At 70.3% G+C, this 1,522-nt stretch carries 1 protein-coding gene and 1 pseudogene; both read left to right on the top strand.

What is annotated here, in order from left to right:
* Positions 1-501: pseudogene (locus ACVCAG_RS45695) on the top strand (ABC transporter ATP-binding protein); the annotation flags it as partial.
* Positions 498-1,522, top strand: a 1,025-nt coding sequence (locus tag ACVCAG_RS45690) for an ABC transporter permease (protein WP_440089918.1), incomplete at its 3' end; no start/stop codon positions are given. The pseudogene ACVCAG_RS45695 and the gene ACVCAG_RS45690, both read left to right, overlap by 4 nt.

The raw sequence follows: 1,522 nt of genomic DNA, 5'->3' as shown, positions 1-1,522 counted from the left end.
TCCGGCGGCGAGCGCGCCCAGCTCGCCCTCACCCTCGGCCTGGCCAAACGGCCCGAACTGCTGATCCTGGACGAGCCCGTGGCCTCACTGGACCCGCTGGCCCGCCGCGAGTTCATGCAGGGGCTGATGGAGGCCACCGTCGAGCACGAGTTCAGCGTCGTGCTCTCCTCCCACCTGGTCTCCGACCTGGAACGGGTCTGCGACTTCCTGGTCGTGCTGGTCGACTCCCGCGTCCAGGTCGCCGGGGAGACCGAGAAGCTGCTGTCCACCCATCACCGGCTCACCGGCCCGCGCCGCGACCCCGACCGCCTCCCCGCCGACCAGCACGTGGTCTCCGCGCGCCACACCGACCGGCAGAGCACGTACGTGGTCCGTACCGACGCCCCGATCCACGACCCCGCCTGGACGGTCAGCCGGCTCGGCCTGGAGGACCTCGTCCTGGCCTACATGGAGAAGCGCACCGCCGAGAACCGGCGGGCCGCCCTGGAGGTGCGACGATGATCTGGCTGACCTGGCGCCAGTTCCGCGGCTCGGCCACGATGATGGCCGCCGCACTCCTGGTTCTCGTCGCCACTCTGGCCCTCACCGGGCCGGACCTGGCCTCCGGCTACTCCGCCGGGATCACCGCCTGCACGCAGGACAGCTCCTGCGACCGCTTCTACGACCGCTTCTTCGGCGAGTACGACCTCCCCTTCATGGCCCTCAGCCTCGTCGTGCTGATCCTGCCGGCACTGGTCGGGCTCTTCTGGGGAGCGCCGTTGATCACCCGTGAGCTGGAGACGGGCACGCACCTGCTGGTGTGGAACCAGAGCATCACCCGCGGCCGCTGGCTGGCGGTCAAGCTCGGGCTCACCGGCCTGACGGCCGTGGTCGCCGCCGGCGTGTGCGGCCTCGCGGTGACCTGGTGGTCCGCTCCCCTGGACAAGTCGGCCGCTCCGGACCTGGCCCTGATGGCTCCCCTGGTGTTCGGCGCGCGCGGCATCGCGCCGATGGGGTACGCGGCCTTCGCCTTCGTCCTGGGCGTGACCGTGGGCATGCTGGCGCGCCGCACCCTGGCCGCCATGGCCCTCACCCTGGCCGTCTTCGTCGCGATCCAGCTCGCCATGCCGCTGCTGGTCCGTCCCCACTTGATGCCCCCGGTCACCGGGACCTTCGAACTCAGCAAGACGAACGTGGATGGCATCGGCATAAACCGGGACGAAAACCAGTTCGTGCACGTCAGGCTGGATTCGGTCGTCCCCGGCCACGCCGGTGCCTGGGTCCTGTCCAGCGAGTTCATCGATCCGTCCGGGCGCGCGAGCGGCGTGGAAGCCGCCGTCAAGACCTCCACCACGTCGGGACCCTGCGCACCGCCGGGAGCGGGACCGGGACAGGGCATGGACTCGTGCTTGGCCGAGATCAACCGGCTTGGTTACCGGCAGCAGGCGACCTACCAGCCCCTGGAACGCTTCTGGCCCTTCCAGTGGATCGAGACCGGCATCTACGCCCTGCTCACCGCCGGCCTGACCTGGTTCTGCTTCTG

The sequence above is a fragment of the Streptosporangium sp. G12 genome (assembly GCF_052983175.1).
Note: the sequence above shows the minus strand (reverse complement) of the source record. Positions and strands in the feature narration are given on the sequence as shown.